This is a genomic window from Alcaligenes sp. LTN-3 (assembly GCF_059735605.1).
Genome location: NZ_JCAPDN010000001.1, coordinates 1,174,711 through 1,198,908, shown reverse-complemented (window position 1 = coordinate 1,198,908; position 24,198 = coordinate 1,174,711). Strand labels below are relative to the sequence as shown.

Here is a 24,198-nt window from a genome sequence, read left to right as displayed (position 1 = left end):
GAGAGAAGTATGTTTCCGTTCAAGAAGGGGGTACGAATGACCATCCGATCGTTGATGTGGATACTGTGGCCTTCATTCCTGGTCGCCGGGGTGCTCAGTGCAATTGTGTTTGCTTTGGTAGACCCGTTGGACATCGTTGTGCTTGGACATATGCAAGTAGATCGACTGACCTTTTATACGGTGGCGTTTTTTCTGTTTTGGTTGGCCGTTGCAGTAGCGTGCGCGCTTAGCTTGTATATGTCGGCCGGTTCGCCAGCGGTATTGGCTGAACCGGCAGATAGTCTGGACTGATTCGGACAAGCACCAAACGATAAAAAAGCACATGCAAATTGCATGTGCTTTTTTTTTGTGTGGGCTTGGGTGCTGGGGAGCAGTATAGTGGGCTGTAAAGACGTTCAGCAGCCTGTTTGAGGCCTAGGCAGCAGCCATGAGGCTCAATCGCACTCCGTGCCTGCCAGAGAGCGCAGGGCGGCCAGATCCAGCAAGTGGACTTCGCGCTGAGAGATTTTCAGCAGACCTTCGCGTGCAAAGCGTGAGAACAGGCGGCTGACGGTTTCCAGCGTCAGGCCCAGGAAGTTGCCGATTTCTTCGCGGCTCATGCGCAGAATGAACTCGTAAGGGGAGTAGCCCAGCAGTGATAGACGCTGGGACAGGTTCAGCAAGAAGGCAGCCAGGCGCTGTTCGGAGCGCAGTCCAGCCAAGGTCATCATCAACTGATGGGCGCGGTTGATTTCCTTGCTCATCAGGCGACGGAACTGTTGTTGCAATATAGGCAACTGGGCCGACAGGCGGTCCAGATCATCAAGGCGAATCACACAGACTTCGCTGTCTTCCAAGGCGATGGCATGGGAAACATGGCGATTTTCAACCAGGCTGTCCATGCCCAGGATTTCTCCTGGTAATAAAAAACCCGTAATCTGAATGTGGCCAGTGGAATCTTCCAGCTGCATCTTGATCGAACCAGAGCGCAGACCATAGATTCCTTCGACTGAGTCGGCCAGTCGAAACAGCACGCCGCCCTTAGGGATGCGGATGCGCTCCTTGACTAATTCGTCCAACCGCTCCATTTCGTGCTTAGGCATCCCAAGAGGTAGACACACCTCATTGAGCATACAGCTGGAGCAGCGTATGGAGTCAGCGGTAACCGAGATACGTTTTTGCATAAGGAATAATGTCAGATGGCGAAACGCTAAATCTTTGAGTCAAATCAAGTGTAATTGTAGCTTTTTATTGGTTGGTATTCCCGCTAATCCTTAATATGTTTAGTTCTTAAGGCTCTTGTCACACGTGAAACGGCTGTCCATGCCGGGTACAGCGCGGTAATACTGCTCTTGGCATGCTGTTGTTTAAAAGCGATCTAAACACTTGAATACTTGGTTTTTGTCCTCATCTTCAATTCATCCTGTTATTTGTTGCGAAATCTGGGCAAGCAGTATTTAGTAACTGTTTGCTTTAGCTTCTCGCATATTTTCTCAAGTGAAAATTCTATGCGAATCGATAAATTGACAACGAAGTTTCAACAGGCTCTAGCCGATGCGCAGAGCCTGGCTGTTCGCGAAGACAATCCCTATTTGGAACCCGCCCACGTACTGGTCGCCTTGCTGGCTGATGCCGATTCAGGCACAGGCAGTTTGCTGGCTCGTGCGGGCGTTGCCATTCCCCGCCTGGAAAACGAGCTTAACCGCCTGATCTCCAATCTGCCCAAGGTGCAAGGGGCGGAAGGTCAGCAGCAGCTCAGTTCGGCCTTGCAAGCCGCTTTGGCTAAAACCGACAAGGAAGCCGCTCAACGCGGTGATACTTATATTGCCAGTGAATTGTTCTTGCTGGCCCTGGCCGATGATAAAGGCGAAACCGGTCGTGCTTTGCGCGATGCGGGTTTGCAGCGCCGTGCGCTGGAGGCGGCCATTGAAGCCGTACGCGGTGGTGCCAATGTGAGTGACGCTGAAGGTGACAGCAATCGTGAGGCCTTGGACAAATACACCACTGACTTGACCGAGCGTGCTCGTCTGGGCAAGTTGGACCCGGTTATTGGCCGTGATGACGAAATTCGCCGCACGATCCAGATTCTGCAGCGCCGTACCAAGAACAACCCTGTTCTCATTGGTGAACCTGGGGTGGGTAAGACCGCCATCGTGGAAGGTTTGGCGCAGCGTATCGTGAACAACGAAGTGCCTGAAACCCTGAAGGGCAAGCGCGTTCTGGTGTTGGACCTGGCTGCTTTGCTGGCCGGTGCCAAGTACCGTGGCGAATTTGAAGAGCGTCTGAAAGCTGTCTTGAAAGAGCTGTCCAAGGACGATGGCAAAACCATTGTCTTTATTGACGAGCTGCACACCATGGTGGGCGCCGGCAAGGCCGAAGGTGCGATGGATGCCGGCAACATGCTCAAACCCGCCTTGTCGCGCGGTGAACTGCATTGTATTGGTGCCACCACGCTGAACGAGTACCGCCAGTACATCGAGAAGGATGCCGCTTTGGAGCGTCGTTTCCAGAAGGTGCTGGTTAACGAGCCGGACATGGAGTCCACTATTGCGATCTTGCGTGGTTTGCAGGAGCGCTACGAGCTGCACCATGGTGTGGCGATTACCGACCCGGCCATTGTGGCTGCGGCCGAGCTGTCGCAGCGTTACATTACGGACCGCTTCCTGCCCGATAAGGCCATTGACCTGATCGATGAGGCCGCTGCCCGCATCCGTATGGAGATTGACTCCAAGCCCGAGGTCATGGATAAGCTGGATCGCCGCATCATTCAGTTGAAGATCGAGCGTGAAGCCGTCATCAAGGACACGGATGAAGCCTCTCAGCGTCGTTTGCAGGCCATCAATGACGAGATGGAAAAGCTGCAGCGCGAGTACAACGACTATGAAGAGATCTGGAAAGCCGAAAAAGCGGCGGTTCAGGGCTCGCAAGTTGTTAAAGAGGAAATCGAGAAAGTTCGTGCCGAAATGGCTGAGCTGCAACGTAAGGGCCAGTTCGATAAATTGGCTGAGCTGCAGTACGGCAAGCTGCCCGAGCTGGAAGAGCGCCTGAAAGCGGCCGAAGCCAATATGGACAAGGCCGATCAGGACAAACCTCGCTTGCTGCGCACGCAGGTCGGTGCCGAGGAAATCGCGGAAGTGGTCTCACGTGCAACCGGTATTCCTGTGTCCAAGATGATGCAGGGCGAGCGTGAAAAGCTCTTGCAAATGGAAGACTACCTGCACAAGCGTGTGGTCGGCCAAGGTGAAGCGGTACGTTTGGTGTCGGATGCTATCCGTCGCTCGCGTGCGGGTCTGTCTGACCCTTCCCGCCCGTATGGTTCCTTCTTGTTCCTGGGGCCAACCGGTGTGGGTAAGACCGAGCTGACCAAAGCATTGGCCAACTTCCTCTTTGACTCCGAGGATCACATGATTCGCATCGACATGAGCGAATTCATGGAGAAACACTCGGTGGCTCGTTTGATCGGGGCGCCTCCCGGCTACGTGGGCTACGAAGAGGGCGGTTACCTGACTGAAGCCGTGCGTCGCAAACCGTATTCGGTGATTCTGCTGGATGAGGTGGAGAAGGCTCACCCGGATGTCTTTAACGTGCTCTTGCAGGTGTTGGACGATGGTCGTTTGACGGATGGCCAGGGCCGTACGGTGGACTTTCGCAACACGGTGATCATCATGACTTCCAACCTGGGTTCGCAGCATATCCAGCGTTTGTCGGGCGAGCCTTACGATGTGATCAAGGAAGTGGTGTGGGAAGAAGTGAAACAGCATTTCCGCCCCGAGTTCCTGAACCGTATCGACGAGGTGGTGGTGTTCCACAGTCTGGAAGCAGAACACATCGAGTCCATTGCTCGTATCCAGCTTGAACGTCTGGATCAGCGCCTGGCTCAGCGTGACATGCATCTGGAAGTGAGCGACGCTGCTTTGGCGCAGTTGGCCAAGGCCGGGTTCGATCCTGTGTTCGGTGCCCGTCCTTTGAAACGTGCTATTCAGCAGTATATTGAGAACCCGGTGGCACGCCTGATCCTGGAAGGCCGCTTTGGTCCTAAAGACGTGGTGCCTGTGGACTGGAAGGACGGCGAGTTTACGTTCACCCGCAGTATCCAGTAATCAGCAGGGCTTTGATGGCGACGGTGCTACCGGATTGCTTAATGCGTCACTCAAGTTGAGGTTTTAAAGTAGGCTGCCGTGTTGCACCTCGTCATCGACGTTGTAAAGAAAAACCGCCTTGGAAATCCAAGGCGGTTTTTTTGTGCTCATTGCTATTTGGAACACGTGACTTTGAGACTAGGCGATGGTGTTTTGGATTGAAGTGGTTTGATCGCTTGGCCGTCAGCATCTAGATGAATGCTGATATTCCGTGTCGTAGACGGAGGTTAATCGGCTAAGTGCCTATCGGCTGGCCTCTAAATCATTCCTGCCTAGGGTCTCAAGAGGAATAGGCCCCCAGTGAGATGATCAATCCAGCCACCAGCCTATTCCCATTTTTAAGCGTTCTCTTGAACCGGAGCTGGAGGCGGTGTCAGGTCCAGTTCGTCCTTGCCGTAGAACTTCACACCGATCTCGACACGAGGGCGGCCTTGCGAGCGGCGGTGGCGGTTGGTGTCCCGCAGCGAGTACACGCAACCGCAGTACTCCTGCTGATAGAAGTTCTCGCGTTTGCTGATTTCCAGCATGCGTTGCGAGCCGCCCCCTTTGCGCCAGTTGTAGGTCCAGTACTTCATCTCCGGATAACGGGCTGCGGCGCGTTCGCCGCAGTCGTTGATCTGGTTCATGTCTTTCCAGCGCGAGATACCCAGCACGCTGGAGATGATGTCGTAGCCATTTTCATGGGCGTAGAGGGCCGTGCGCTCAAAGCGCATGTCAAAGCAGACCGTGCAGCGCTCGCCACGCTCGGGAGCGTGCTCCAGGCCGCGTACACGTTCAAACCAGTTATCTACGTCGTAGTCGGCGTCAATGAACTCGATGCCGTGCTGTTCGGCAAAACGGATGTTTTCCTGCTTGCGCAGTTCGTACTCGCGTACAGGATGGATATTGGGGTTGTAGAAAAAAACGGTGTATTCAATCCCCGAGGCGTGCAAGGCCTCCATCACCTCGCCCGAACAGGGGGCGCAGCAGGAGTGCAGCAGCAATTTCTCGCGCTTCTCCGGCATGGTTAAAACTGGACGATTGAGCTGAGTGGACATGAATCTGAATCCGAGTAAAAAGGCGTCCCGAGTCGGTCGCACAATAAATCAATGCGACTATTGTAGATTCTTGGCAAAGTTTAGTGAAATCAATCTGTTGCCTTAGTACCCCAGGACCTCGTCCCAAAGGCGTGTCACGGCCTGCCGTTCCTGGGTCAGCTCAGATTGCGGCACACGGGCTTTTTCTGCTCCTTCCAGACGCAAAGCGTGCTGACGGCGGCGCAGGGCGCGGTAGGCATCGGCCACTTCCTGAGCATGGTCGACCGCGATCAGGCCCGCCTGCGCGGCAATACCCAGCAAGGCGATATTGCCCAGGTTTTCCAGCAGTTTGGGATGCTCGCGGCTATGGCACAGCACCAGATACTGGGTGATGAACTCCACATCCACCATGCCGCCCCGGTCGTGCTTCAAGTCAAAAAGTTCGCTGCGGTTGGGGTGTCCGGCACTGATCTTGTCACGCATGTCCAGAATATCTGCACGTAATTTGCGTTGGTCCCGTTCCATCAATAAGATGGATCGGCGGATGTCATCGAAGCGGTTTTTGATCTGGGCATCCCCGGTCACGAAACGGGCACGGGTAATGGCTTGATGCTCCCAGGACCAGGCACTCCGCGTCTGATACTGCTCGAAGGCATCCACGCTGACAGCCAGCAAACCGGCATCGCCATCGGGGCGTAAACGCAGGTCAATATCGTAGAGACGTCCCGAGGAGGTCATGGCCGACAACCAACTGGTCATGCGGCGCGCCAGCTTGATGTAGCGCTCTACATTGTCTTGGCTGGGATCGTCGTACAGAAATACCAGATCCAGGTCGGACGCATAGCCAATTTCCTTGCCCCCCAGCTTGCCGTAGGCAATGACGGCAAAGTGCGGTGAGGAGTCGTGTTCTGGGCCCAGGCTGCGGGGGCGTGTCAGAGGCCAGGTGCGCTCCAGTGTCTCGGCCAGCATCATATCGGCCAGAGCCGAGAGTTGGTCGGCCAGAGCCTCGACGGTCAGTACACCTTCCAGGTCCTGGGCCAGCAATTGGAACGTGATCTGGTGCTGCCAGTCGCGCATCATGTTCATCTGCTGTTCGACATCGGCTTGGCCATCGGGCAAGCGGCAGGCATCAAGATCGCGGCGCATTTGCTCGGACAGGGCGGCAAAGTCCGGAATCTCCATCAGCGAATGCCATTCGATCAGGCTGTCCAGTAAGAGCGGGTATTGAGCCAGATACTGTGCGGCCCACGGACTGGCCGAGACAATTCGGGCAACGCGGGCCAGCGTATCTGGGTACTCGGCCAGCAAAGCCAGATACGCGCTACGCTGGGCGATCAGCTCGATCAGGTTGAACAGGCGGGTTGCGGTGACTTCCGGGTTCTCGGAGCGGCAGGCGTAGTCCTCGGCCAAGGGGATCAGGCGCTGTACGCGATCCAGGCTGGCATTGGGCAGGCTGCGCAGACGATGGCTATTTAGCAGAGCCTGACGCAATTGTTCGATGCGTTCCTGCAAAGCCTGATCGTGCTCTGCCTTGCTTTCTTCGGGGGCGGGTGCAGCCGCCGCAGGAGGTTCGGTACTGGCTTCTTCGCCCATGCCTGCCAGACGGAAGGCATTGCGGAAGGTGTGCGAGACAAATTTTCTGTGCTGGCCTAACTGTTCGTCGAAATCAGCCAGGCTCAGGCCCAAGGTGGCCGCCAGCTCGGTGCGTAGCTCCTCGTCCTGGGGCAGCAAATGGGTTTGTTCGTCCTCGCGATACTGCAGGCGGTGTTCGACACGTCGCAAGAAGGTATAAGCGGCCAGCAGCTTGTCGCAGACCTCCTGGTCCAGCAGACCGGCCGCACATTGACCTTGCAGTGCTTTGTGCAGGCTGGGTGTTTGCAGGGAAGGCTGTCGTCCCCCGCGAATCAGCTGATTGAGCTGGACGACGAACTCAATTTCCCGGATCCCACCGTCTCCCAGCTTGATGTTGTGCCAGGTTTCCACGCCATTGCGGTTCAGGGCGCGGCGCGTCCAGTCCTGGCGAATGCGCTCGCGCAGGCCGCGCAAGGCAGACAGGGCATCAAAGTCAAAATATTTGCGGTATACAAAAGGGGTACGCAGTGCCTCGAAGTGATGCACATCACCGGCGCTGCGGCTGCCCTCAAAAGCCTGGGCCTTGATAGGGCGGGCCTTGATCCACGCATAGCGTTCCCATTCCCGGCCTTGGTTGACCAGATAGTTTTCCAGCGCCTGCATGCTCCAGGCCAGCGGCCCGGAATCCCCGTCCGGACGCAGGCGCAGGTCCGTGCGAAATACCTGCCCGAAGGCGTCGGTATCGGACAGCACGGGCATCATGCGCTGGGTTACTTTGCCGTAAAACTCGTGATAGCTCAGGGGGCGGCGGCCATCGGTCTCACCGTCCTCGTCATAGAGCATGATCAGATCAATGTCTGAGGAAACGTTTAATTCCCCTCCACCCAGCTTACCCATACCTAAAATAATCATCTCCTGGGGTAAGCCAGTTTCCGAGTTTTTAGGAATACCGTGTACTTCAGCCAGTTGTCGGGCGACGGTTTCATACGCTTGTGCCACGGCCAGATCAGCCAGGCTACTCATGGCCAGCATCACCTCTTCAAGAGGGGCCAGACCATTGATATCACGGATCATCAGTACCAGAAAGACCCGTTCACGCAGTTGGCGCAAGGCCTGACGCACTTGTGCCAAGCGATCATTATCGGGTTCGGGCAGTAAAGTCCTATACCATTGCGTAATCAGTGTGGCGGTGACAGGGTGCTGGGCTTGCTCTTGCAACCACGCCCCAAATTGTGGCTGAGCGTTTACTTTTCGACGCAAGGGGCCGGACCATTGCATCACGGGCTTCAATATAATGGACTGGCTCATACGATAAGAGGCTTTTCGGATAAGGGGGGACGACAAGTGAGATGACTTGTCTGACAAGGCCGGAAATGACCGTATCTAACTATACTCGGGAATTGATTGCATGGTAGTTCGAGGGCTTGTGCGACTGGCGCTAGTGCTCTATTTTGCGCTGATGCTAAGCCTTGTCGGGCTACGTTATCTGCTCGTGCCCCAACTGGATAATCTGCGCCCCTATCTGGTGGAGAAAATCAGTGAGCAAACCGGCCTGCAAGTTCAGATTCAAGAATTAAAAGGCGACTGGCAGGGCTGGAATCCCCATCTTTCTGTGACGAACCTGTCGCTGTCAGAGCCAGGGCAAGAGCCCATGTTGCAGTTGCCCAAGCTGCAAGCCGATATCAGCTGGAAGTCCTTGTTCAGCGGTTCGCTGCAATTGCGCCAGCTGGATGTGCAAGGTTTGACGATTCCTGTGCGGCGCGACCCCCAGGGCCAGATTTTGGTGATGGGCCAGGTACTGGATCTCAACAATGACCGTGCCCCAGCAGAACCCGAAGTCTGGCAAGGGCCGGTTCGTTGGTTGCTGGAGCAGCGTGGCATTCATATTCAGGGTACGTCCTTGCAATGGCAGGATGATCTGCGTGGCGCGCCTGCCTTGACTCTGCCATCGATTGAATTGCAGATTGGCTACAGGCAGGGTTGGCACGAGGTCAATCTGGCTACGGCCTTGCCCGCCGATCTGGGCGAATCCCTGGCTTTGGCCTTGCGCGTGCAGGGCAAGCGTCGTCTGCCCGAAAACGTGGATGTGATGGACTTGCCCTGGGAGATGACGGTGCAGGCCAATGGGGTCGATACTCCCGCGCTGCGCCCTTGGCTGGACGTACCTGTGATTCTGGATAGAGGCTGGATCGATGTGCGTGCCCAGGCCCGCCAGCCTCAAGCCGCCCAGGCCGTACAGATGCAACTGGCAGCCCAATTGCAGGATGTGGCCGTGCTGACGGATAGCGAAGATCGCCTGCAGTTGGAGCAAGCCCATCTGGAGCTCAATGGCAGTTTACGTGATGTGCAGGCATTGGCCCAAGGCAAGCAAAGTGGCGACGTGCAGTGGACGTTGTCGATGAATGGCTTTGGTCTGCGCGTGCCCGATTTGTTTGCCCACTATTTGGCATTGGATCAGCTCAATGCTCAAGGTATGGTTCACCGCGATGAGCAGGCCAGACTGAGCCTTAGCGACATGAATCTGGCTCTGCGTAATCCTGATTTAGATGCGCAATTAACAGGTGGCTGGCGTGAGGATGCCAAGTTTGAGGCGGGTGTGGCTGACTGGCAGGGGCAATTCACGCACCTGAATCTGGCGGCTTTGGTGAATTACCTGCCTTTGACGGTCAACCCTTTGGCGCGTGAATGGATGCAGGCTGGACTGGTACAGGGGGCGGTACGAGACGGGACAATCCGCTTGCAAGGTGGCCTGGACACCTTCCCGTATGGCCTGAGCCCGGCGGATGGCAGCTTTGAAGTGGTTGGGATTTTGGGTGAAGGGATTGTGGATTATCAGCCTGCCCAGCCCCAACGTTTGGCCTGGCCACGTCTGGAAGGCATACAAGGCAGCATACGCATGCATAACGATAATCTGGATATTGTGGCTCAGCAGGCGCGCATGCCTATCGCCAAGCAGCCGGATATTGTGCTGCGCGATATTCAGACCCACATCACGTCCTTGGAGCAAAACAGCTTTCTGAAGCTGGAGGGCGTGTCTCAGGCTCCAGCGACCAGCTATCTGGCCCTGGTGCACCAGTCCCCCCTGAACGCCTTGCTGGATGGCTTGCTGGCCGACAGTCGCGTTAAAGGGGATTGGACTGTACCCATCAAATTGCAGGTTCCTTTGGATAATGCGGATGACACCCAGGTACAGGGGCAAATCCAGATGAACAATAGCGAGTTTCAGTACATGCCTGAAGCTCCGTCATTGACGGCGTTAAAGGGCGAGCTCGCCTTCAGTGAAAAGGGCGTCAGTGCCCAAACCTTGACGGGCAAGGTGCTGGGGGGCGACACCCAAATCAGTGGTGTGCTCGAGCCCGGCAAGCCCGGTTTGCGCATAAATGGTGTGATCACTGCGCAAGGTCTGGAGCAATACCTGGAATTGAAGGGCGTGCAGCGTCTGCAAGGGCAGACTCCCTATCAGGTATTAATGAAGCTCGATGCCAAGGGTTCTTTTTCCTTTGGCGCGGAGTCCGATCTGACGGGGCTGGCGCTGAACTTGCCCGAGCCTTTCTACAAACCTGCTGAGCGTGCAGCCAAATTGAAGGCAGATTGGAGCAGCGACTCTGCCGCCAAGATGGACCGCTTGCAGATCAGCCTGCAAGACAGACAGACCTTTTTGTTGAACCTGTTGCATGCTCAAGGTTCCCGTCAAGGCAGCTATTTTCAAAGTGGCAGCATGGGAACGCCGGGGCTGGTGAGTTGGCCCAAACGTGGCCTGGAATTGCATAGCCGCTATGACCGTATGGATCTGGATGCCTGGGAGAGAGTTGTCGAGGAGTTCGGTCAGAATCTGGACGGCAGTCCTTTGATTCCGTCGGGCCGTCCCCTGTTGCCTTTGCTGGAGCGGGTGCGCCTGAAAGCGGATCAGGCATTTTTTAGAGGGCAAGTGCTGGATCAGTTGGAGATGGAAAGCACGGAAGATGCCGCTGGCAGCTTGTTTCTGAGCCTGAAGGCCAAGCAAGCTGAAGGGCGTTTGCAGGCGCAGCATCAAGGTGGCCGCTATACCGGCATGTTCAACGCCAATTTTTCCCATTTGTACCTGAATGGTGGCAGGCCGGATTGGGCTTGGCCCGACGCCGACCTGCCCATGAGCGATGATCTGGTTTTGCCTGCGATCTCGTTCAAGGTGGATGATTTGCAGATACAGGGCGTGCGCTTTGGTGCTTTGGAAGCCAAAGGCAAGCCCGCAGGAAAGGGCCACAAATGGACCCTTGAAAACGTTTCTTTGAACGCACAGGGCATGCAACTGCACGGTTACGGTTCTTTGGCATTGAGTGGGCCACAGCGAGGGCTGGAATTGCTCGCCAATAGCCAGGTAAGCAATTTGGGGCAGTTTGTGGATGTCAGCGGCTTGTTGACAGAGTCCATTAAAGATGGCGAGGGAACGGTTCAGGCCGCCTTGTTCTGGAGTAATTTCCCCTGGTCTTTTGATAAGCGCAACATTCGTGGCCAGTTCAATGTGGATCTACGTAAAGGACGCTTTATTAGCCTGAAATCACGCTCGGCCAAATTGCTGGAGTTGCTCAGCCTGCAGTCCATTTCACGCTTGAGCAGACTGGATATGGACTTGTTCGGCGCCGTGAAGCAAGGCTTTGCATTCGATAGCCTGACCGGGCGCATGAACCTGTCGCAGGGCAAGCTGGAGCTGGATAATTATCAGATCAAGGGCCCGGCGGGAGCGGTCAACCTGGAAGGCTGGATTGATATCAAGGATGAGACGTTGGATTTGATTGCGGTGGTCAATCCGAATCTGGATATGAGCGGCGCGGCGATTGCGGCCTATTTCACGGTTAACCCGATGGTAGGGGTAGGGGCTTTGTTGACGCAGTGGTTGATGCAGATCCCGATGAGCAGTCACCTATCTGTCTCTTATGCAGTGACAGGCAAGATTGATGATCCGCAGCTCAAAGAGCTGGAGGTGCCTGCGGCCAGCACTGCGAAAAAAGAGAAGCAGCCGCGGATTGAGCCTTGAGACCAGGCGCTTTACCCAAAACGCTTTTGCGTAGGTCTTCGTCAGGGTAGCAGCAAGGTTTTTTCGTGATTTAACCCTTATACCAAGGATGGGCCGATGAGCGCACATAGACTGAAACGACTGGCAGCGACATTGGTTGTGGCGGGCCTGTCTTTCCATGCTGTTGGGGCGCAAACCCATCCGGTGGTTCGGGCCGTACAAGAGGTCGAACAGTCCTTGCAGGCCCGTGTTGGTCTGGCCGTACTGGACACGGCAGACGGGCAGTGGTGGCAATACCGTGCCGATGAGCGCTTTCCTATGGCCAGTACCAGCAAGGCCTTGATCTGTGCGGCTTTGTTGGCCCGAGGGCCAGGTGCGATGAAAACTGCCTGGCTGATCAAGGAGGAGGCCATTCAGTCTTACGCACCCACCACAAAGGAGCTGATCGGCCAGCAGGTATCAGCAGCTCAATTGTGTGCGATCACGATGCGCAACAGCGACAATAGTGCCGCTAATGGGGTTTTGGAGATTCTGGGCGGGCCTGAGGCTATCACGTCCTTTCTTCGTGGCGTGGGTGACACGGTGACGCGCCTGGATCGCAACGAGCCCAGCTTGAATGAAGCCACGCCCGGCGACCTGCGCGACACAACGACCCCGCAAGCCATGGTGCAAACTTTGCGGAATCTGGTTTTGGGCGACGCGCTTAAAGCCTCAGACCGTGATCGGCTGATTGACTGGTTGCGCCATAACGAAGTGGGCGGGCCCTTGTTGCGAGCTGGCGTTCCTGAAAGCTGGACCGTAGCAGACCGAACCGGGGCAGCCGCTTACGGCACACGCGGTGTCGTGGCGGTGATGTGGCCCCCTGAGCGTGGGCCGCTGGTGGCGGCTGTCTACATCACGGAAACCAAGGCCTCGATGGAAGCGCGCAATGCGGCCATAGCCACGATTGGCAAGGCCATGGCAGCGGCGGTGGATCAAAAAGCTCGGTTTTGATTTTTTGTGGAGTGCTGACGAGCTTTTTTCCGGGAGCTTATCTGGCTGCCGTTATATGAATGTCGGATTCTGTGGACAAAAAAAACCGCCTTGTGGGCGGTTTTTTGACTACTGAGCAAGGCGCAAAACTTAATAAACACCTTGATGACGCATGGCATTGGCGACTTTGACAAAGCCGGCAATATTGGCGCCGTTAACGTAGTGGATGAAGTCGCTTTCTTGACCATAGTTCACACAATTTTCGTGGATGTCACGCATGATGGAGTGCAGCTTTGCGTCAACTTGTTCACGTGTCCAGTTCAAACGCTGGGCGTTTTGGCTCATTTCCAGACCAGAGACGGCGACACCACCAGCATTGCTGGCTTTACCTGGGGCATACAGAATCTTGGCGTGGATAAAGGCATCGACTGCGTCCAGCGTGCTGGGCATATTGGCACCTTCGGCGACGCAACGCACACCATTTTTGATCAGAATTTCGGCGTCTTTGCCATCGAGCTCGTTCTGGGTTGCGCAAGGCAGGGCGACATCGACGGGGATGTGCCAAGGACGTTTTCCGTGCTCGTACAGCAGGCGGTGTTGTTGGGCATAATCGACCAAGCTGCCGCGCTGTACATTTTTAATGTGCATCAGAGCCGCCAGTTTTTCACGCGTAAAGCCATCCATATCCACCACGCAACCTTGCGAGTCGGAAACGGTCACCACTTTGGCACCCAGGTCCAGGCATTTTTCAATGGCGTACTGAGCGACATTGCCCGAGCCAGAAACGGACACTGTCATGCCGTCTAAAGACAGCCCTTTACGTGCCAACATTTCCTGTACGAAATATACGGTGCCATAACCCGTGGCCTCAGGACGAATCAAACTGCCGCCAAAGCACAAATCCTTGCCGGTAAAGACACTGGCCGCGCTGTTGGAGAGTTTTTTCATCATGCCGGCCATAAAGCCCACTTCACGCGCGCCTACGCCGATATCACCTGCAGGAACGTCGGTGTCTGGACCCAGATGACGGTAAAGCTCAACAATCAGGGCCTGGCAAAAGCGCATGACTTCGCCATCTGATTTGCCTTTGGGATCAAAATCCGCGCCGCCTTTGCCGCCGCCCATGGGCAGGGTGGTCAAGGCATTTTTGAAGGTCTGCTCAAAAGCCAGGAACTTCAGGATAGACAGATTGACCGAGGGGTGAAAGCGCATGCCGCCCTTGAAAGGACCAATGGCATTATTGTGCTGAATACGGAAACCGCGATTGACCTGAACCTGACCACGATCATCTACCCAGGAAATACGAAACTGGATAACACGTTCGGGTTCAACCAGACGCTCGAGCAGACCGTGGTCGGCGTACTGGGGGTTTTTCTCGATGAAGGGCCACAAGCTGGTCATCACTTCCCGTACGGCCTGCATAAATTCAGGCTGACTTGGGTCGCGGGACTGCACTCTGGCTAGGAACTGTTCTAGAGAGATAGATTTCATTGCAAGCGAACTCTGTTTGCAATACTGAGATTTCGAGTAGAACTCAGCAGATTGAAAGAATGGATGCATGGGATTGCACCCGATCAATACGCCCATCGCAAGCAAGCCTCTCGTATAGAGAGGCTTGCGCAGGATGTTCGATTTACTTCTTCATCATGTCGAAGAATTCGGAGTTGGTCTTTGTTGCCCGGATTTTGTCCAGGATAAACTCCATGGCTTCAATTTCATCCATTCCGTGGATGAATTTGCGCAAAACCCAGACCTTTTGTAGAAGGTCGGGTTTGATCAGTAATTCTTCGCGACGTGTACCTGACTTGTTCAGGTTGATGGCAGGGTAAATGCGTTTTTCGGCCAGGCGGCGCTCCAGATGGATCTCGCAGTTGCCGGTACCTTTAAATTCTTCATAGATGACTTCGTCCATGCGGCTGCCGGTCTCGATCAGGGCAGTACCGATGATGGTCAAGGAGCCACCTTCTTCCAGATTACGGGCAGCACCAAAAAAGCGTTTGGGGCGCTGCAGGGCGTTGGCGTCTACACCACCGGTCAATACCTTGCCCGAAGCAGGGACCACGGTGTTGTAGGCGCGAGCCAGACGGGTAATGGAGTCCAGCAGGATCACCACGTCTTTTTTCAATTCAACCAGGCGTTTGGCCTTTTCGATCACCATTTCGGCCACTTGTACGTGACGCGTCGCGGGTTCATCAAAGGTGGAGGCCACCACTTCGCCGCGTACGGTACGCTGCATTTCGGTCACTTCCTCGGGGCGTTCGTCCACTAGCAGGACGATCATGACGGCCTCGGGGTAATTGGTCGTGATGGCGTGAGCCATGTGCTGCATCATCACGGTTTTACCGGATTTGGGGCTGGCTACGATCAGGGCGCGCTGGCCCTTGCCGATAGGCGAGAAGATATCCAGGATACGGCCTGTGATGTTCTCTTCGCTTTTGATGTCACGCTCCAGGCGCATGGGCTGATCAGGATGCAGCGGGGTCAAGTTCTCAAACATGATGCGATGTTTGATGGCCTCGGGCTGCATGCCGTTGACCTTGTCGACCTTGACCAGGGCAAAGTAGCGTTCACCGTCTTTAGGGGTGCGCACTTCGCCTTCAATGGAGTCGCCTGTGTGCAGATTGAAACGGCGTATCTGCGAGGGAGAGATATAAATATCGTCTGTGCTGGCCAGGTAGGAGGTTTCTGGCGAACGCAGGAAGCCAAAACCATCCGGCAGGACTTCAAGCACCCCGTCACCGAAAATCTGCTCGCCTTTTTTGGCGTGCTTTTTCATGATCGCGAACATCAGCTCTTGCTTGCGCAAGCGGTTCGCGTTGTCGATTTCCAAAGTGGCAGCCATTTCTAGCAGCTGCGAGACGTGCAGAGCTTTTAATTCGTTCAGGTGCATGAGTGTGGGGAAGGGCTTTCAGCAGCAGACCGCAGGCCAGCGATGGGCCTGCGTGCGGTTAATCAGAGATTACAGGGAGCTGTCGAGAAACGCGCTAAGTTGAGACTTGGAAAGTGCACCGACTTTAGTCTGGGCGACTTTACCGTCTTTAAACAGCATGAGCGTTGGAATACCGCGAACACCGAATTGAGCAGGAGTGTCGGGATTTTCATCGACATTGAGCTTAGCGATGATAACACGACCTTGATACAGTTCGGCCGCCTCATCAAGCAAAGGTGCAATCATTTTACAGGGGCCGCACCAGGCAGCCCAATAATCGACCAAAACAGGAAGGTCGGCTTTGAGGACGTCGCTCTCGAAGGAGGCGTCTGTAACGTGAATGATGGAGTCGCTCATGGCAAAATGCAAAAAAATAAAAGATAACGAAAAACTATACGTGTGGCGTGACCTGAGCACAATGTATTCTACGGCCAATTGCGACGGTCTTGTTGCCAATTTTTGACAGGATACCATTGCGTCTGGTTGATAATGTGCATTCACTGCGCAACGCGCGCCAATAAAGCGTTTCCCCACTGGCGCCTAACCACTCGTAAAATAGCGTTTTTCTGTACGATCTACCGGGAATCAAGTTGTCTACTACACGTTACGACGAATCTTCTATACGGGTGCTTAAAGGGCTGGAACCGGTCCGGCAGCGCCCGGCCATGTATACCCGCACGGATAATCCCCTGCATATTGTGCAGGAGGTCATCGATAACGCCGCCGACGAAGCCCTGGCTGGTTTTGCCCGTACCCTGACCGTTACCTTGCTGGAGGACGGCGGTATCCAGGTCGAAGACGACGGGCGCGGTATTCCCGTTGGCTTGCATCCTGAAGAGAATGCGCCCGTGGTTGAGCTGGTGTTCACTCGACTGCATGCCGGGGGCAAGTTCGACAAGCTCAATGGCGGAGCCTATGCCTTTTCCGGCGGTTTGCATGGGGTGGGTGTGTCGGTGACCAACGCCTTGTCGCGTCGCCTGGAAGTGCTGGTCTGGCGCGACGGGCAAGCCAATGAAATTGTGTTTGCCGACGGCGAGCTGGAGCAGCCCCTGACCCAGACGGGCACCGTGGGCAAGCGTAAGACCGGGACCCGTGTGCGGGTCTGGCCTGACCCCAAGTACTTTGACTCCGCCCAGATTCCCCTGGCTCAACTGACGCACATCCTGCATAGCAAAGCGGTCTTGCTGGAAGGGGTGACCGTGGAGCTGGTGCAGCAGAAAACCGGCCAGCGCCAGCAATGGTGCTATGAGGACGGTTTGCGCGGTTATTTGCAAGAAGAGATGGACGGCGTGGAGTTGTTGGTGCCTCTATTCGAGGGCCGCCAGTACGCCCCGAAAGATGACGATAATTTCTCCCCTGGTGAAGGGGCTCATTGGGTCGTGGCCTGGACCCTGGACTCTCAGATTGTGCGCGAGTCTTATGTCAATCTGATTCCGACCAGTGCCGGGGGGACGCACGAATCGGGCTTGCGTGATGGTCTGTATCAGGCCGTGCGCAGCTTTGCCGAGCTGCACAGTTTGATTCCCAAGGGCGTCAAGCTGCAGGCTGAGGACGTTTTTGCCCGTGCCAGTTTTGTGCTGTCGGCCAAAGTGCTGGATCCGCAATTCCAGGGGCAAATCAAGGAAAAACTCAATAGCCGCGATGCCGTGCGTCTGGTCAGTGGCTATGTACGCAACGCACTGGAACTGCATCTGCATGCGAATGTGGATCAGGGTCGCAAATTGGCTGAAGTGGCGGTGCGTCAGGCTCAGGCCCGTACCCGTTCGGCCCAGAAAGTGGAAAAACGTAAAAGCTCGGGGGTAGCCGTGTTGCCCGGCAAGCTGACGGACTGCGAATCGCACGATCTGGAGAGCTCCGAACTGTTTCTGGTCGAGGGCGACTCGGCCGGTGGCTCTGCAAAAATGGGCCGCGACAAGGAATTTCAGGCCATCTTACCCCTGCGTGGCAAGGTGCTGAACGCCTGGGAAGTGGACCGGGATCGCCTGTTCGCCAACCAGGAAATTCATGATATTTCCGTAGCCATAGGCGTGGACCCGCATGATGCCCAGTCCGAGCCGGATTTGTCCGGTTTGCGCTATGGCCGCATTTGTATCCTGTCCGATGCGGACGTGGACGGCTCGCACATTCAGGTGCTCTTGCTGACTTTGTTTTTCCGCCATTTCCCCAAGCTGATCGAAGCCGGGCACGTGTATGTGGCGCGCCCACCCTTGTTCCGCGTCGATGTGCCTGCCGCTGGCAAACGCCCGGCTCGCAAGATCTATTGTCTGGATCAGGGCGAGTTGGATGCCACTTTGGAGAAGTTGCGCAATGAAGGCATACGCAACGAGTCCTGGAGCATCAGCCGTTTTAAAGGTTTGGGTGAAATGAGTGCGGAGCAGTTGTGGGATACCACCATGAATCCGGATACCCGTCGTTTATTGCCGGTGCATTGGGGCGAAGATGGCTTAAGCGGCACGCAGGCCATGTTCACCATGCTGATGGGCAAGGGCGAGGCCTCTGCCCGCCGTGCCTGGTTGGAAGAAAAAGGCAATTTGGCCGATCTGGACGTCTAAGCCCGATTTAAGAGTTATTTATGGACAGCAATCAATTGGATTTTGAGCCGGCGGGATCGGACGATAGCATCACGCTGGGGACTTATGCGGAACAGGCTTATCTGGATTACGCCGTCTCGGTCGTACGCGGACGGGCTTTGCCCGACCTGACCGATGGTCAGAAGCCGGTACAGCGCCGCATTCTGTATGCGATGGATGCCATGGGCCTGGGCCCAACGGCCAAGCCTGTGAAATCGGCGCGCGTGGTGGGGGATGTGCTGGGTAAATATCACCCCCACAGTGACCAGGCCGCCTATGACGCCATGGTGCGTATGGCGCAGGATTTTGTGCTGCGCTATCCGCTGGTGGACGGGCAGGGCAATTTTGGCTCGCGCGACGGCGACAATGCCGCCGCTATGCGTTATACGGAAGCGCGCCTGACTCCGTTCTCGCGTTTGCTGCTGGACGAGCTGGACGAAGGCACGGTGGACTTTATCCCCAACTACGATGGCAGCCAGAAAGAGCCGGTGACCTTGCCAGCCCGCTTGCCCATCATGTTGCTTAACGGCGCATCGGGGATTGCTGTCGGGATGGCCACCGAGATTCCGTCGCACAACCTGCGTGAGGTAGCCCAAGCCTGTGTCAGCCTGCTGCGCAACCCGAATTTAAGCGACCAGGACATCCACGAGATCATTCCTGGCCCGGATTTTGCAGGGGGTGGCCAGATCATTTCCGCTGCCGATGATATTGCGGCGGTGTACGCTCAGGGCCGGGGCTCCATCAAGGCACGTGCCCGTTGGGTATTTGAGGAAATGGCGCGTGGTCAATGGCAATTGGTGGTCACTGAATTGCCGCCCGGCAGCTCCTCTCAGCAGATTCTGGAAGAGATTGAAGAACGCACCAATCCCAAGGTCAAGGCGGGCAAGAAATCCCTGAGCACCGAGCAACAGCAAACCAAAGCCTTGATGCTGAACATGCTCGACGCCGTGCGCGATGAGTCCGGCAAGCAGGCTGCGGTGCGATTGGTGTTTGAACCCAAATCCCGCGCCATTGATCGGGACGAGTTCGTGACCACCTTGCTGGCACAGACCAGCCTGGAGCGCAACGTCTCCATCAACCTGGTATGTATCGATACGGACGGTCGTCCTGGCCAGCGCTCCCTGCGTCAGGTCTTGCTGAGCTGGCTGGAATTTCGTCGTCACACGATGGAGCGTCGTACTCGTTACCGTCTGGACAAGGTCACCGATCGTATTCATGTGCTGCAAGGGCGCATGGTGGTGTACCTGAATGTGGACGAGGTCATTCAAACCATTCGTGAGTCCGACGAGCCGCGTGCTGCCTTGATGGAGCGTTTTGATTTAAGCGAGCGCCAGGCTGACGATATTCTGGAAATGCGCTTGCGTCAGTTGGCCCGTCTGGAAGGTTTCAAGATCGAGAAAGAGCTGAAAGAGCGTCTGGAGGAACAGGAGTCTTTGCAAAAGCTGTTGGACGATCCCAAGGCCTTGAAACGCTTGATGATTCGAGAAATCGAAGCAGACGTTAAAACCTATGGCGATGAGCGTCGCACCTTGATTGAAGCGGCCGAGCGTGCTGTGCTGGAAACCAAGGTGGTGGATGAGCCGGTCACCGTGATTGTGTCGCGCAAAGGCTGGCTGCGTTCGCGCCAGGGCCACGGTCATGACGCTTCACAATTCAGCTTCAAGACGGGCGATGGCTTGCGCGATGCGCTGGAGTGCCGCAGTACCACGGATCTGGTGGCGATCGGTACCGATGGCCGGGTCTATACTGTTCCGGTCTCCAGCTTGCCTTCGGCGCGTGGAGACGGTCAGCCCATTACCTCCATGATTGAAGTCAGCCCCAGTGCGCCTATCGAGCACATCCTGGGCGCTCCTTTGGATCAGAACTATTTGCTGGCTGCCTGCGACGGCTACGGTTTTGTGGCCTCTCAAGGCGACATGAATACACGCCAGAAAGCGGGTAAGCAGTTTGTCACTATTGAGGACGGCAAAAAGCTGCTCAAACCTTTGGCCTTGCGTCCGGATGACCAGTACGTAGGCCTGCTCAGCGAACAGGGGCGTTTCCTGGTGGTGGATATCAAGGAACTGAAGGTGCTGTCCAAAGGCGGCCGTGGCACGGTGCTGATCAAGCTGAACGATGGCGATACGCTCAGTCAATGGGTGGCCTTTGGGGAGGCGGGTCTGGCCGTTAGCGGGGTGAATCGCAAACGTCCGTCTACCATCGTGATGGATCTGGATATGCTGGCCAATTATCTGGGCAAGCGCGCAGGCAAGGGCAAGACCCTGTCGCTCAAATTGAACGACCCTGTGTTGCATCGACCTGAACAGGCCTGAATTTGTATAGCCGTCGGAGGCTGGCCCTCCGCCTGATAGATTTCTTTTTTGAGTGTTGGATATGAGTTTCAAAGTCACGGTTCAGCCCAGCGGGCACAGTTTTGACGTTCAGCCCGGACAGTCTGTGCTGGATGGCGCACTGAATGCAGGTATCGTCTTGCCCTATAGCTGCCGCAACGGCACCTGTTCGTCTTGCCGTGGCAAGGTCATTGAAGGTGAGTACGAGGCAGGCCGTGCGCCCGAGCAATTGTTGAGCGAAGAGGATCGCGCTGCAGGCTACACCCTGTTTTGTCAGGCCAAGCCCAGCAGCGATATGTTGATCGAGTCCCACGAAATTCGTATGGCGACCGATATCCAGATTCGCAAAATGCCCTCGCGCGTGGTGGGCCTGGAAAAAGTACGTGATGATGTGATGGTGGTGCGTCTGCAAATGCCGTCGTCCGAGCCATTTCGTTACTACCCGGGTCAGTATCTGGAGTTCATCCTGAAGGACGGCAGCCGTCGCAGCTACTCCATGGCCACACCGCCACGGGAAGACAATCAGGTGGAATTGCATATTCGTCACATGCCCGGCGGCGTGTTTACCGATCACGTGTTCGGTGCCGGTGCCACCGCCATGAAAGAGCGCGAAATTCTGCGTGTGGAAGCGCCTCTGGGTTCTTTCTTTCTGCGTGAAGACAGCGCGGCTCCTATGGTGTTCCTGGCCAGCGGTACGGGCTTTGCTCCGATCAAGGCCTTGATCGAACGCCTGATTCAAACCGGCAGCCAGCGCGAAGTGGCGCTGTACTGGGGCGGGCGTCGACCAAAGGATTTGTACCAGCGCGAACTGGCCGAGAAATGGGCCAGCGAATTGCCTAATTTGCGTTTCATTCCGGCGGTCTCCGACGCTCAGCCTGAAGATGGCTGGACAGGCCGCACCGGTTTTGTGCATCAAGCTGTGCTGGCTGATTTGCCGGACCTGTCAGCCTGGCAGGTATACGCCTGTGGCGCGCCGGGCATGGTTGAAGCGGCGCGCAAGGATTTTGTGGAGCAAGCCCAACTGAATCCGGACAATTATTTTGCAGATGCCTTTACGTCCCTGGCAGATGTAAAGTAAGCGTCTTGGTCAATAGCTCAACAAGCGGACAGTACACATGAAAGTAGCAGTTCTGGGCAGCGGCATTATTGGGGTATCAACTGCCTGGTGGCTTAGCCAGCAAGGTTGTGAGGTGGTGGTCGTGGAGCGGGGAACCGGCCCTGCGCAGGAAACCTCGCGTGCCAATGGCGGCCAGATTTCGGTGTCGTATGCCGAGCCCTGGGCCAACCCGAAAATGCCGTTCAAACTGCTGAAGTGGTTGTTGCAGGACGATGCTCCCTTGTTATTCCGTCCGCGTCTGGATCTGCGCCAGTGGCGCTGGTGCCTGTCGTTCTTGCGTGAATGCCTGCCTGGACGGGTTACGCCCAATGTGCGCGCCCTGGTGGCCATGGCGGAATACAGCCGCAGCACACTCAAGCAATTGCGTCCTAGCCTGGATTTTGATTACCGCCATCAGGAAAAAGGCATCATCACTTTTTACCGTGATGCTCAAAGCCTGGATGATTCTCAGCAGATGGCCGATATCATGCGCGATATGGGGGTGGATCGCCGCATCATGAGCGTGGACGAGCTGGTGCAGTTAGAGCCTGCTCTGGCGTCGGCCCGTGGCCAGATTGTGGGTGGCGACTATACCAAGGATGATGAATCCGGTGATGCCAACCAATTTACCTGCGGTTTGGCGGCCATGGCCAAGCGAGCCGGGGTGGAGTTTCGCTTTTCTACACAAATCACCCGTTTGCTGACGGCCAAGGGGCGTGTGGTAGGTGTTGAGGTCATTGGCCCGGACGGTACGTACGAGTCCATACAGGCAGACGCCTTTGTGGTGGCCATGGGTAGCTTCAGTCCCACCGTCTTACAGCCGCTGGGGATTTCCTGCCCCGTTTACCCGGCTAAAGGCTATTCGGCTACTTTTCCGGTACTGGTTCCCGAGGGGGCGCCCACGGTCAGCCTGACCGATAAAGATCACAAACTTGTTTTTTCCCGCTTAGGCGATAGCCTGCGGGTCGCTGGAACTGCAGAATTGTCGGGCTATTCGCGCAATTTGAACCCCGCCCGCTGTCAGGCTTTGTTAACGCATGTAGCGGATCTGTTCCCAAGCGCATTGGATTTTGATAATGTTCATTTCTGGTCAGGACTGCGTCCTGCCACAGCATCAAATATCCCACTGATAGGCCGCTCTTCCATACCTAACCTGTACCTGAATACAGGGCATGGCACCCTGGGGTGGACGATGGGTGTAGGCTCTGGCCGAGCCCTGGCAGACCTGCTCATGGGACACAAACCCGAACCTGAATTTCCTTTTTTATCATGAAGGATGTATGAAAAATCTACGCGGATTACTGTTGAAACGGGGTGTTATGGCTTTGGCGATGGCAGCGGGTGGCTCAGCCGCTTTGCTGTTCGGGTCGACTGCCCTGGCAGCCGTTGATATTCAGGTCTGGACCGCTTTGAACTCGCACAATCAGGACGAGTTTGAACGCTTGGTTCGGGATTTCAATCGTAGCCAGAGCGATGTCAAGGTGTCGGTCAAGGCTCATGATACGGAAGCTTCTTTAGAACAGGTTTTGCAAGCGGGCAAGGATTTGCCCAATCTGGTGCAATTAGGCGAGATGTCCGGCCTGGACGAGGTCGCTGATCGCCCCTACATCATGCCTATGCACACCTTGCTGGCTCGGGAAAAAATGGATAATGTGTCCTGGTTCCTGGCCTCGAACTCCTTTGTGCGCAATGGCCGCGGTCAATTGCAAGGCTTCCCTTATATGGCCGAAATTCCGGTCATGTACTACAACCTGGACGCGTTTGATAAAGCCAAGATCGAGCCTGCGGTGCCCAGCCGTGTCTGGCTGGATTTGCAGGCCCAGCTCGTCGATCTGGCCAATAAAGGCTCGCGCCGTTGTCCCTTGACTTCGGATCAGTCTGTCTCCATCAACCTGGAGAACCTGGCAGCGGTGAATAACCAGATTTACGGTCTGGCACCGGGTCCCAAGGTGAAAGGCAAAGTGGGCTTTGACTTTGATGTGATGTACATCCGTCACCTGTCCATGATGATCAGTTGGGTGAAATCCGAGCTGATGGTCAAGCCCGGCACATTGCCAGAATCGCCCCAGCGCTTTGCCAAGGGCGAATGTGCCGTCATGTTCTCGAACTCCGGTCATATTGGTGAATACAGCGACACGCGTGGCTTGAAGTACGCAGTGACTGGTCTGCCTTACTATCCTGAAGTGACCCAAACTCCTGGTAAACCGTTTGTGACCGGATCGGCGCTGTGGGCGGTAAAAGGCCATAATGCCGAACAGAATCAGGCTTCGGCCCGTTTCATCAGCTGGTTGGCTCAGCCTGAGAACGCCGCACGTTGGTACCAGAAGACAGGTTTTTTACCGGTGAGCCGCGAAGCCTTTAATGCCACAGGCAACGACTACTACAAGGACAAGGGCGACTGGATGCACCTGGTGGGAGCCTACAGCAGCGGTACGTCGGGCACAGCCAAGGGCAATTTCCGTAACTACCGTCAGATTCGTGCCGTGTTCAATCAGAGCCTGGAAAGTGCGCTGGATGGGCAGCAACCTGCCATGACGGCATTGCGTACTGCCGCCACGCAAGCTAATCGTTTGGTGGCACAGAGAGGACGCTGATTTATCTG

At 55.8% G+C, this 24,198-nt stretch carries 15 protein-coding genes; 9 read left to right on the top strand and 6 right to left on the bottom strand.

Going from position 1 to position 24,198, the window contains the following annotated elements; translation table 11 throughout:
* Window positions 1-36 precede the first annotated feature (36 nt).
* The gene (locus AC6I6N_RS05630; protein WP_094198378.1) at window positions 37-291 is read left to right on the top strand and encodes a hypothetical protein; all 255 of its coding nucleotides are present in this window, start codon (window positions 37-39) and stop codon (window positions 289-291) included.
* A gap of 143 nt (window positions 292-434) precedes the next feature.
* On the opposite strand, the gene AC6I6N_RS05625 is transcribed toward AC6I6N_RS05630, so the two are convergent.
* A complete protein-coding gene (locus AC6I6N_RS05625) occupies window positions 435-1,163 on the bottom strand; it encodes a helix-turn-helix domain-containing protein (protein ID WP_094197086.1) in 729 nt (242 codons plus the stop codon).
* Between the two features lie 324 nt (window positions 1,164-1,487).
* Between AC6I6N_RS05625 and clpB the strand changes: the two genes are divergently transcribed.
* Window positions 1,488-4,079, top strand: coding sequence for an ATP-dependent chaperone ClpB (gene clpB / locus AC6I6N_RS05620; protein WP_094197085.1), 2,592 nt, complete (start codon window positions 1,488-1,490; stop codon window positions 4,077-4,079).
* Between the two features lie 377 nt (window positions 4,080-4,456).
* Here the strand turns inward: clpB and AC6I6N_RS05615 are convergent, their stop codons facing one another.
* Window positions 4,457-5,155: an epoxyqueuosine reductase QueH gene (locus tag AC6I6N_RS05615; RefSeq protein WP_094197084.1), complete on the bottom strand. Its 699-nt coding sequence runs from the start codon at window positions 5,153-5,155 to the stop codon at window positions 4,457-4,459.
* A 102-nt stretch (window positions 5,156-5,257) separates the two neighbouring features.
* Complete coding sequence (glnE, locus tag AC6I6N_RS05610; RefSeq protein ID WP_108727665.1) at window positions 5,258-8,014, bottom strand: bifunctional [glutamate--ammonia ligase]-adenylyl-L-tyrosine phosphorylase/[glutamate--ammonia-ligase] adenylyltransferase; 2,757 nt, start codon at window positions 8,012-8,014, stop codon at window positions 5,258-5,260.
* A gap of 118 nt (window positions 8,015-8,132) precedes the next feature.
* Between glnE and AC6I6N_RS05605 the strand changes: the two genes are divergently transcribed.
* On the top strand, window positions 8,133-11,720 hold the full coding sequence (locus tag AC6I6N_RS05605; RefSeq protein WP_497943300.1) for a YhdP family protein: 3,588 nt from the start codon (window positions 8,133-8,135) through the stop codon (window positions 11,718-11,720).
* A gap of 96 nt (window positions 11,721-11,816) precedes the next feature.
* Window positions 11,817-12,692: a class A beta-lactamase gene (gene bla, locus AC6I6N_RS05600; protein ID WP_108727663.1), complete on the top strand. Its 876-nt coding sequence runs from the start codon at window positions 11,817-11,819 to the stop codon at window positions 12,690-12,692.
* A 129-nt stretch (window positions 12,693-12,821) separates the two neighbouring features.
* On the opposite strand, the gene gdhA is transcribed toward bla, so the two are convergent.
* The 3 genes from gdhA to trxA form a co-directional block, all read right to left on the bottom strand.
* Window positions 12,822-14,162 (bottom strand): NADP-specific glutamate dehydrogenase, encoded by a 1,341-nt coding sequence (gene gdhA / locus AC6I6N_RS05595; protein WP_094197080.1) that lies wholly within the window; start codon window positions 14,160-14,162, stop codon window positions 12,822-12,824.
* Window positions 14,163-14,304: 142 nt separating this feature from the next.
* Window positions 14,305-15,561 carry a transcription termination factor Rho gene (rho, locus tag AC6I6N_RS05590; RefSeq protein WP_094197079.1) on the bottom strand — a complete coding sequence of 419 codons (1,257 nt, stop codon included), beginning with the start codon at window positions 15,559-15,561 and terminating at the stop codon, window positions 14,305-14,307.
* A gap of 69 nt (window positions 15,562-15,630) precedes the next feature.
* Complete coding sequence (gene trxA, locus AC6I6N_RS05585) at window positions 15,631-15,957, bottom strand: thioredoxin TrxA (protein ID WP_094197078.1); 327 nt, start codon at window positions 15,955-15,957, stop codon at window positions 15,631-15,633.
* Window positions 15,958-16,190: 233 nt separating this feature from the next.
* Between trxA and AC6I6N_RS05580 the strand changes: the two genes are divergently transcribed.
* The 5 genes from AC6I6N_RS05580 (at window position 16,191) to AC6I6N_RS05560 (ending at window position 24,190) form a co-directional block, all read left to right on the top strand.
* Window positions 16,191-18,152, top strand: a complete 1,962-nt coding sequence (locus tag AC6I6N_RS05580; protein WP_094197077.1) for a DNA topoisomerase IV subunit B — start codon at window positions 16,191-16,193, stop codon at window positions 18,150-18,152.
* 20 nt (window positions 18,153-18,172) lie between these two features.
* The gene (gene parC / locus AC6I6N_RS05575) at window positions 18,173-20,482 is read left to right on the top strand and encodes a DNA topoisomerase IV subunit A (protein ID WP_497943299.1); all 2,310 of its coding nucleotides are present in this window, start codon (window positions 18,173-18,175) and stop codon (window positions 20,480-20,482) included.
* 61 nt (window positions 20,483-20,543) lie between these two features.
* Window positions 20,544-21,578, top strand: coding sequence for a CDP-6-deoxy-delta-3,4-glucoseen reductase (locus tag AC6I6N_RS05570; RefSeq protein WP_497943298.1), 1,035 nt, complete (start codon window positions 20,544-20,546; stop codon window positions 21,576-21,578).
* A 37-nt stretch (window positions 21,579-21,615) separates the two neighbouring features.
* A complete protein-coding gene (locus AC6I6N_RS05565; RefSeq protein ID WP_094197074.1) occupies window positions 21,616-22,869 on the top strand; it encodes a D-amino acid dehydrogenase in 1,254 nt (417 codons plus the stop codon).
* 7 nt (window positions 22,870-22,876) lie between these two features.
* Window positions 22,877-24,190 carry an extracellular solute-binding protein gene (locus AC6I6N_RS05560; RefSeq protein ID WP_094197073.1) on the top strand — a complete coding sequence of 438 codons (1,314 nt, stop codon included), beginning with the start codon at window positions 22,877-22,879 and terminating at the stop codon, window positions 24,188-24,190.
* The last annotated feature ends 8 nt before the right edge of the window (window positions 24,191-24,198 follow it).

What these genes read in the sequence shown, in the direction of transcription:
- AC6I6N_RS05565 (WP_094197074.1), top strand. Translation starts at nt 21,616, where the DNA reads ATGAAAGTAGCAGTTCTGGGCAGCGGCATTATTGGGGTATCAACTGCC.
- gdhA (WP_094197080.1), bottom strand. Translation starts at nt 14,162, where the DNA reads ATGAAATCTATCTCTCTAGAACAGTTCCTAGCCAGAGTGCAGTCCCGC.
- AC6I6N_RS05625 (WP_094197086.1), bottom strand. Translation starts at nt 1,163, where the DNA reads ATGCAAAAACGTATCTCGGTTACCGCTGACTCCATACGCTGCTCCAGC.
- parC (WP_497943299.1), top strand. Translation starts at nt 18,173, where the DNA reads ATGGACAGCAATCAATTGGATTTTGAGCCGGCGGGATCGGACGATAGC.
- AC6I6N_RS05570 (WP_497943298.1), top strand. Translation starts at nt 20,544, where the DNA reads ATGAGTTTCAAAGTCACGGTTCAGCCCAGCGGGCACAGTTTTGACGTT.
- AC6I6N_RS05630 (WP_094198378.1), top strand. Translation starts at nt 37, where the DNA reads ATGACCATCCGATCGTTGATGTGGATACTGTGGCCTTCATTCCTGGTC.
- AC6I6N_RS05615 (WP_094197084.1), bottom strand. Translation starts at nt 5,155, where the DNA reads ATGTCCACTCAGCTCAATCGTCCAGTTTTAACCATGCCGGAGAAGCGC.
- rho (WP_094197079.1), bottom strand. Translation starts at nt 15,561, where the DNA reads ATGCACCTGAACGAATTAAAAGCTCTGCACGTCTCGCAGCTGCTAGAA.
- glnE (WP_108727665.1), bottom strand. Translation starts at nt 8,014, where the DNA reads ATGAGCCAGTCCATTATATTGAAGCCCGTGATGCAATGGTCCGGCCCC.
- clpB (WP_094197085.1), top strand. Translation starts at nt 1,488, where the DNA reads ATGCGAATCGATAAATTGACAACGAAGTTTCAACAGGCTCTAGCCGAT.
- bla (WP_108727663.1), top strand. Translation starts at nt 11,817, where the DNA reads ATGAGCGCACATAGACTGAAACGACTGGCAGCGACATTGGTTGTGGCG.
- AC6I6N_RS05560 (WP_094197073.1), top strand. Translation starts at nt 22,877, where the DNA reads ATGAAAAATCTACGCGGATTACTGTTGAAACGGGGTGTTATGGCTTTG.
- trxA (WP_094197078.1), bottom strand. Translation starts at nt 15,957, where the DNA reads ATGAGCGACTCCATCATTCACGTTACAGACGCCTCCTTCGAGAGCGAC.